Annotated in this window: 8 protein-coding genes and 2 pseudogenes; 3 read left to right on the top strand and 7 right to left on the bottom strand. The window is 39.4% G+C overall.

The genetic code is table 11. The features are described from left to right. Positions 1 to 202: 202 nt before the first annotated feature. From I8U17_RS17510 to I8U17_RS17485, 6 genes are all read right to left on the bottom strand, one after another. Complete coding sequence (locus I8U17_RS17510; RefSeq protein ID WP_198059936.1) at positions 203 to 574, bottom strand: hypothetical protein; 372 nt, start codon at positions 572 to 574, stop codon at positions 203 to 205. Positions 575 to 759: 185 nt separating this feature from the next. Beyond that, positions 760 to 1,224 carry a hypothetical protein gene (locus I8U17_RS17505; RefSeq protein WP_198059935.1) on the bottom strand — a complete coding sequence of 155 codons (465 nt, stop codon included), beginning with the start codon at positions 1,222 to 1,224 and terminating at the stop codon, positions 760 to 762. A 9-nt stretch (positions 1,225 to 1,233) separates the two neighbouring features. After that, on the bottom strand, positions 1,234 to 1,482 hold the full coding sequence (locus I8U17_RS18955) for an HNH endonuclease (protein ID WP_370589288.1): 249 nt from the start codon (positions 1,480 to 1,482) through the stop codon (positions 1,234 to 1,236). A 19-nt stretch (positions 1,483 to 1,501) separates the two neighbouring features. After that, positions 1,502 to 2,254, bottom strand: coding sequence for a hypothetical protein (locus I8U17_RS17495; protein WP_198059933.1), 753 nt, complete (start codon positions 2,252 to 2,254; stop codon positions 1,502 to 1,504). 59 nt (positions 2,255 to 2,313) lie between these two features. Continuing rightward, positions 2,314 to 4,011: a hypothetical protein gene (locus I8U17_RS17490; RefSeq protein WP_198059932.1), complete on the bottom strand. Its 1,698-nt coding sequence runs from the start codon at positions 4,009 to 4,011 to the stop codon at positions 2,314 to 2,316. Between the two features lie 331 nt (positions 4,012 to 4,342). Then, on the bottom strand, positions 4,343 to 5,590 hold the full coding sequence (locus I8U17_RS17485; protein ID WP_198059931.1) for a DNA-methyltransferase: 1,248 nt from the start codon (positions 5,588 to 5,590) through the stop codon (positions 4,343 to 4,345). A gap of 119 nt (positions 5,591 to 5,709) precedes the next feature. Between I8U17_RS17485 and I8U17_RS17480 the strand changes: the two genes are divergently transcribed. The 3 genes and pseudogenes from I8U17_RS17480 to I8U17_RS18645 form a co-directional block, all read left to right on the top strand. Further along, positions 5,710 to 5,961, top strand: coding sequence for a helix-turn-helix domain-containing protein (locus I8U17_RS17480; protein ID WP_232331177.1), 252 nt, complete (start codon positions 5,710 to 5,712; stop codon positions 5,959 to 5,961). After that, entirely contained in the window at positions 5,930 to 6,523 is a 594-nt protein-coding gene (locus I8U17_RS17475; RefSeq protein ID WP_198059929.1) for a PDDEXK family nuclease, read from the top strand. Before I8U17_RS17480 ends, I8U17_RS17475 begins: the two co-directional genes overlap by 32 nt. A 16-nt stretch (positions 6,524 to 6,539) precedes the next feature. After that, positions 6,540 to 6,707, top strand: a pseudogene (locus tag I8U17_RS18645) (hypothetical protein); the annotation flags it as partial. A 154-nt stretch (positions 6,708 to 6,861) separates the two neighbouring features. Here I8U17_RS18645 and I8U17_RS17465 read toward each other — a convergent pair. After that, positions 6,862 to 7,101, bottom strand: a pseudogene (locus I8U17_RS17465) (IS5/IS1182 family transposase); the annotation flags it as partial.

Raw genomic sequence — 7,101 nt, 5'->3', positions numbered from 1 at the left:
ATAGGTCACATCAGGTTTACTTTATCTGTATATATCCTAGAAATATACAAAACCCCATTCCTTTTCCGAAGAAAAGGGTGGGGTTTGTCATCAATCTCAACATGGCTACCTTTTGGAAGTAGCCATGTTTTTATTCTCCTTATTCTTGAAAAGACATGATGATCTCCTTGGATCGTCTTTTTTACTTCCACCATCAGAATGGTTAGCCTTTCAACCGGAAAGCAGAAAATTCACTTCCGATATTGGCTTCACGTTCAACATGCTCATGGTCGCTGAAATCAATCTCCCTTATGTATTTGCCCGAGATCGAAAAACCTTCTATATCGGAAATTGTTCCATTTTTTATTCTCTTAGAAAGTTGGTTCGCCAGATAGCGTGCAAAGGATTTGTCCACGCCTTCTCCCCCAATTTGCATATCAATATTCACCAACAGATCAGGATATCGTTTGCAAATGCCAATCGCAATTTGATATGCCGTCATTAGAGGATTCCCAAAATGATGATCTCCCTTGTATTCATCTTGCAAAACTTCACGAATTTTCTCTTCTATTTGGTGAGATTCCCAAATGTTCATATTAGCTACTCCTTTGCAATATTATTTATGATTTTAACGTAACATGAGTTAGAAAAAGCATCTATCGAATTTCCGGATTATTTAAGAAATGCTTTTCAGACAATACCCTGAACCATCTTCACAGGTGAATGGGCTTTTGTCTAATACAAATGGCAACAATGAATTATTAACTCTGGCAAAGATAATTATTGTGGGTAAGTCCATTTGTCATTTAACAAATCATAGGTATCTCCGGAATTCGGGTAAAACAAATAATAAGGGAGCTTGGACTGTTTTCCGCCGGCTTCATCAAAACACTTTTTAAAAAAAGAAACAAAATAGTCCTTTGCAAATTCATCTATCTCTTCTACCAATTCATCGTCTTCCACAATCTCTGACTCATCTTGATCGATATTATCGTATATATGAAAAATAAATCCAGTTAAATCTGAATTGTCTTCTCCATGCGCATTGGTATTTAACTGTCTTCCCCAACCACTCATCTGCGTGACAGAAATGCCAAAATCCCCGTAATAACCATCTATTTCCAAAAGAATAAATGTAGTATCAGGATGAAAAGGGTATTGAAACATAAAACGAAAACGACCAATGACAATATCTTTGCTTTTATTGATCCCGTCAATCATTTGTAATTTCATTTTTTCATCCATGTCAATCCCTCACTTTGTAATTATTAGCGTCTTCCCCCTCCAAATCTGACGACCACCGGTATGTCTGATCGTTCCATGAGCTCTCGATTTCACTAATTGTATTAAACCCTCATCATCTGAAAAAGAAATAACTTCTGCCTGTTCAATACATACCTGCTTATCTTTAACTGACGGGAACAGATTAAAAACCCCAAACGATTCACGATTCAAAAGCTTTCGTTTGGGGGCAGGCAGTATACAAAGAATGGAACGTATCATTGGGAATTTTTTGTTTTTCTTAATAAACGAGGTGCTTAAAGTGTATGTTTTTTTTGTCTAAATAACTTTCTACTCTTTTTCGGATCTGATTCAATAAGGCAATCTTATCCACCTTTACATCAAATAAGTGCTCCCCATAAAAACGCACAAAAATCTTGCCGTTGTCAAGATACTCCACACAGTCTTCTCCGATTTCCCGGACAATCGTTTCAACAATGACTTCCCTCGGTAAGTGAGCTTCCAAAAGATTTAATAACTCTTGCAACTGCGGATGCGGTTCCAGAGAGGCCCTATAGTCATAGATTTTTTCAGGGCGATAAAGAAAATAGATATTCCCCATAAAACCAGCCCGCAAGTTCCCCAACCACAGATCCTGAATCTCCCTGATCCGGGCAATGTCTTTCATCACCGTGATAAAATGATCGGTTAACGCCGAATTCTCCTTGAAATACTTCCCACCATCATACTCCGAAATCGCCACTACAGAATCACTGATAAACATGCGGTGAACATAGGGCTCCTCCTGAACCACGGGATTAAAAAAAACGACATTAAAGGCGTCAAAATTCTTCAACCGGGTCTCAACAATATTTCTGAATTCAGCTAAATCCTTGATCTCTCTTGCAATATCCCCCACCTTATAATCCGTTATTGCTTGTATTCCTCCCCAATGTTTTAATAACTTTTCACATATTTTGATTGCCGCGTTCCAATAGCCATCCACCAGATAGCCTCCCCAACCGGTATAAGCTAAATAATTCTTTTCATCCATTGGTCAGTTCCCCTTTTCACTTCACGTTTTTACCATTGCATCCTTATGAAATCAGTATCTCATTTTCCAAATTTAACCTTACGGTATTTTACAACAATGCCAAGCTGTTTCTTAAAAGTATCCACAATCGTTTTCATATCTTCATCCTCTGCCCAATCGGGAACCTTGATATAATATTCGACTTTATCTGCTCTTTGAGTTATGCCAAGTTCCCGTGCCTTCTCTTGAATAGTCGGGTCATCCAAGTGCTGATTTAGATAATCGATCGCGTTTTTATGTTTATATAACTGAATAAAGGCATTAAACTCATTTCCTTTGCTATTTTTAACGATAAGACCCTCTTCTATAAATTGTTTAGGTTTTTTCTCTGCTAACAGAGCCAGATCTTTGATGGCATCTTTGGAATACAGCTTTGCTTCCTCCACAATAATGATTTTTCCGTTATCTACCACGATGTCATCTGGCAAACCAAAAGTACCTCTTTTTACTGGATCTTCTTTATACGCTTTGTTGTAAACCGCCCGAAATAAGGCATCTATTTTTCGTTTTCCTTCTTCCTCACCAAATTTACTTCGGATACTGTTCTTTAATAAAGATTCCTCTTCAAAACTAGCGCTGGCATACTTCTTACCATTTGACTTGCTGGCAAACTTCTGTAACCACTGGCCGAATGGGGTATCGCCGATTGTCTTTGGTGCAGAAGCAGTTCCATCTGGAAATACCTCGAATGCCGGCGAGAGGCTGAGCCCGTTGATTTTGGTAATAATGCCATCTAAATGGCCGCTTATGTACCAGCCGCCAAAGCCAAGGAAGAAACCGAACGCAGCGGCCACCATTGCCCTTTTCAGATTGAATTTACCCGTTTTCAGGTAATCTGTTATGCCTTGGTCCGTTCCCGCCATCACGGCATTACCGAACATTTTGGGAAAAGCCCGGCTCAGCCAGGGGATTCTGGAGCCGATCGAAGCCAGAACCCCCGTTTCTCCGATCAGGAATTCGGCCAGGAATTCTGCAAAATAACCGGCCAGTCCCGAGATTCCTCCGGCAATTCCCCCAATAATGATGTCCCGAAGCATCTCCTCGCTCAGGAATCCGCTTCCTGAAAACCATGAAATGAGTGCACTGACAATTTCACCCAACAAAACCCCAACGCCGACTAAGGCGGCAATAGCAACCTCAAAAACGAAACCGACGATGGCCACGATGATACCAATAATACTTAAAATCGTAATGGTAATTCCCTTATGTTCCATCATCCAGTTCCAGACAGCAGAAAGGGCATCCACCACGACTTCGCTGATCTTCGCGATGACCTTATCCATCCAGTTCCATATGGTGGAGGCTGTTTCCTTGGTCCATTCCCAGGCCTCTGAGGCTTTTTCCTTCGTCCAATTCCACACATTCTTCAAAGGTTTCGTCAACCAATCCAACGTTCCCTGCTCTTTTTGAGGCGTCTGAGACAATGACGGTTCTTTCTCCGATGCCGGGCCTGGTTGAACCTTTTCAAAGTGATCATTCACGTGGGGAACGTTAAAGCTACTTCCACTCGCAAAAGCTTGGTCACTCCCCAAAATCCCTATGCCAACAAATGCGAAGAGAAAAACGATGATGAAGAGTTGAAAAACTTTACTTGCATCAAGTCTCCTCAAATTCCTCTCACCTTCCGCTATGTATTTTTTATAGCAATATATTATGTCAAGCGGGAATTGATGGAAGGTGGGGTTTATTGTTATCACAAAAAGTTCTAATTCCTCCACAATGGTAACCTTCCAGGCTAAGTGGAGGATTTTTATGTCGTATTTTATAGCGCTCCAATTTTATCTTTCATTAATCAAACAAACCCACGATCCTTTTCGAAAAGGAAGAAAAGTCTACCGCCTAGGTCAGCACAGCCAGTAAGAAAGAACGGTCGGATCGTGGGGAAAGGAACGGAAGTCTATTTGTCCAAAGATGTGGCCAGACGTTAGCGAACTATTGGAAACTAATAACGGAATGATATACACGTCATCTACATGATGATTTATATTACATACAGAAAAAAGACCAGCACTCGTTTTAAGCACTGGTTGGTTCTGGCACCTTTCCTCACTAGAAGTTAAGTTTGAACTGAATTTCCTCCTTCTGGACTTTCTCCCTCTTCGATTTACTATTGTCACCCTTACTTTTAAGTGTTTCTGGTAACCAGTGACCGAATTGTCTCCGTTTTAACTTCATCTCCTCTGTAAATAAAGTGTTAGTATTTTCCTGAATTTGTTTAACATACTCTCTTTGCCATTCAATATCGTCAAATCTATTTTTTATAATCTGGGTAGATCCTATTTCAATCCCAATCCAACGTCTTTTTAGTATTTCAGCTGCGATATATGTTGTACCGCTTCCACCGAATGGATCAAATACTATGTCACCTTCGTTCGTCGCAAGACTAATGATTCTTTCAAGCAATTTTAGTGAAAGTTCGTTACTCCCTCTTGTTTTATATTTACTATGACGAACAGGAGGAATATCTGACCATATATCCGTTAAATTAATTCCTTTGATATTTAACTTGTCTTTATAACCACCGTAGTCATGTATGTCGCCATAACAATGCCTGCATACTTCTAACGGTAATCTCTGTTCATTAAATGTGTTCGCTTTCTCACCTTTAGTGTAATACAAAAGAGAATAGTGAGCAGGATATAACCTGTTTTTTATTGGAAGCCTGTATTTAATATCAACGGCTATCCAATGTTTAAAGTCAAGGTAATGATTTAATAAACTGGATATGTAAGTGTTCCATTTAGGTAGATTCCAGATAAATAGAGAACCACCTTGTTTAAGTAACCTTACACACTCTAATACCCATTTCTCTGTCCACTCAAGGTATTCTAGTTCGCTTACCTTATCGTTTATACCTGATTCGTATTTCTTGTCTAAGTTGAATGGCGGGTCTGCAAAAATAAGGTCTATGGATTCGTCCTCCATAGTTTTCATTAACGATAAACAGTCTCCCTGAAACATCTTGCCATATTCCGTGGTAAAGGATAACTCATGATTGGATTTTACTTCTTGCTCAACAGAACTAATTTCGTCTGCGATTAATTCAAGTATCTTTGAAGAATTTTTTCTTAATGCTTTGACCAATTCTTGATTCAGTACACCCATCTTTAATCTTAGTTCTGCTTCTGAACATCCTGTGTAATTCATTATCTTTCTTAAGTCTTCTATACTTGGAAAGATGTTTTTTTCTGCATAATACTTTAAGGATTTAACACTCACCTGTGATAACTTAGCAAACGTCTTGAGTTCTTTATCGTTCTTAATGTCCAAAGCTCTGAAAAATGGAGAGTCAAACATTGTTACAACTCACCTTTCTAAGTGACTTTTTCTCCTTTATAACGAATGAAGACTATAGTCCGTAGACACTGAGTATACCCTCCCTGAGAATTTGGGTTATGAAGGGAGGAAATAACCTCTTGAAAATAGAAGAAGCGTTGGCTCTTGTTATTAGAAAAAGTAGAAAAAAATGTAAAATGTCACAAGAAGAACTTTCTCTACGGTGTGGTCTAGACAGGAGTTTTATCAGTCTTATTGAGCGCGGAAAAAGAAAGCCAACCTTACATACTATTTTTTTGATAGCACAGGCTTTAGGAATAAAGCCTAGTGTTATTGTTCAAGAGGTTGAGCAAATCATCTATGAAAATAATGAGGACTGTAACTCTAATTGATGATGGGGTATTTTCAGCCACACAAGACTATAAAAGAATTATAAACGATATTACTCAAGCCATCAAAGCAATTGAACATCCAAAGGGAAGTAATGGTTTTTTTCTTTTTGATGGAAAACAAGCTAATGGTGTGAAGCCGATTAAAGATGCATTTATTGAGAAGTTAAATCAGCTAGGTTGGGAAGACGAAAAGATTGTAAGTAAGAAGTCGATCAAAGATAGAAAGATTGACTCTTCCTTAGCATTAAGTGATGGAAAGTATTTTGGAGTAGAATGGGAAACAGGAAACATAGCTTCAAGTCATCGAGCAATAAACAGACTTAAACTCGGTATGCTAGAAGGTGATTTAGCTGGGGGATTCCTAGTATTACCTTCTCGTCAAATGTACTATTACTTAACTGACCGGGTTGGGAATTTCCAAGAGCTGGAGCAATACTTCCCTGTTATGTCGGATACCTCGAAAATAACCGGTTTTCTTGGTGTTATTGAAATAGAACATGACGGAGTAAGAGCTGATATACCTCCAATAAAGAAAGGAACAGACGGTAGAGCACTAGTTTAGTCTTTTCTATACTTGAGGGTTAATCGATATTGCTCAAGAAATCGAACGCTTGAATAAAGAGCTAAAAACGCTGAATACAGAAGTCGACCGGGTACAAAAGAAACTATCGAATCAAGGGTTTACCCGCCCTAGTAGAAGAAGAAAAGATTACCTGGAGAAACGCGAGAAAGGAAAGCGTGTTTAACCAAACTCCTAAGATAACGTTAAGGGATGGACTCTAGCATAAGGTCCATCCCTTCTTAATAACAATCCCCCGTTCCTTCACAATAACACCTGCTCCAACTTGAAGTTTCATTCGAAGGAATAGTCCTAGCTACTAGGGCGTGTCTGGTGAATCACTAGTTGAGCCAAATCATCAAGGAAATCAAGGTAATGGCAGCACAAAAATAAACCGCCCGTTTTTCATAGCGCGTGGCAAAGCCACGCCATTGCTTCAGACGGTTAATGCAACGCTCAATCATGTTTCGACGTGCGTATCGGAAGGAGAGAGGACGACCTGGCTTTTTGGACCGGCGCTCAGCCTGATTTTTACGCTCTGGAATCGTGTGGGGAATGCCACGTTTGAGGAGAAGACGCCG

This window comes from Thermoactinomyces sp. CICC 10521 (assembly GCF_016055135.1).
GTDB classification, from domain to species: Bacteria; Bacillota; Bacilli; order Thermoactinomycetales; family Thermoactinomycetaceae; genus Thermoactinomyces_A; species Thermoactinomyces_A daqus.
The sequence above is the reverse complement of the archived record's forward strand: the minus strand, read 5'-3'. Positions and strand labels throughout refer to the sequence as shown.

Coding starts and splice junctions, on each gene's coding strand:
- I8U17_RS17510 (WP_198059936.1), bottom strand. CDS start 574: ATGAACATTTGGGAATCTCACCAAATAGAAGAGAAAATTCGTGAAGTT.
- I8U17_RS17505 (WP_198059935.1), bottom strand. CDS start 1,224: ATGGATGAAAAAATGAAATTACAAATGATTGACGGGATCAATAAAAGC.
- I8U17_RS18955 (WP_370589288.1), bottom strand. CDS start 1,482: ATGATACGTTCCATTCTTTGTATACTGCCTGCCCCCAAACGAAAGCTT.
- I8U17_RS17495 (WP_198059933.1), bottom strand. CDS start 2,254: ATGGATGAAAAGAATTATTTAGCTTATACCGGTTGGGGAGGCTATCTG.
- I8U17_RS17485 (WP_198059931.1), bottom strand. CDS start 5,590: ATGTTTGACTCTCCATTTTTCAGAGCTTTGGACATTAAGAACGATAAA.
- I8U17_RS17475 (WP_198059929.1), top strand. CDS start 5,930: ATGAAAATAATGAGGACTGTAACTCTAATTGATGATGGGGTATTTTCA.